The following is a 206-nucleotide window of genomic DNA, read 5'->3' as shown; positions in this document are numbered from 1 at the left end:
GCGAAATATCGTAGAGATGTTTTCACCAATGCCATGCTTGAAACGATGCGTGAAGTATTTGAACGTGTCTGCTTAGACTTTGAAGCTGAATTGATAGAATTTGACGGTGAACATGATCATGTACATTTGCTCGTCAATTATCCACCTAAAGTCGCCATTTCTAGTTTAGTGAATAGCTTAAAAGGTGCGTCTAGTCGCATTCTACG

The 206-nt window shown here is 39.8% G+C and carries 1 protein-coding gene; it reads left to right on the top strand.

What is annotated here, in order from left to right; translation table 11 throughout:
• The coding region (gene tnpA, locus C8322_RS14335) for an IS200/IS605 family transposase (RefSeq protein WP_228156523.1) at positions 1–206 on the top strand (206 nt) is incomplete at both ends.

The organism is Acinetobacter sp. SM1B (genome assembly GCF_003289665.1).
GTDB lineage: Bacteria > Pseudomonadota > Gammaproteobacteria > Pseudomonadales > Moraxellaceae > Acinetobacter > Acinetobacter schindleri.
This window is presented reverse-complemented; position numbering and strand designations above follow the sequence as displayed.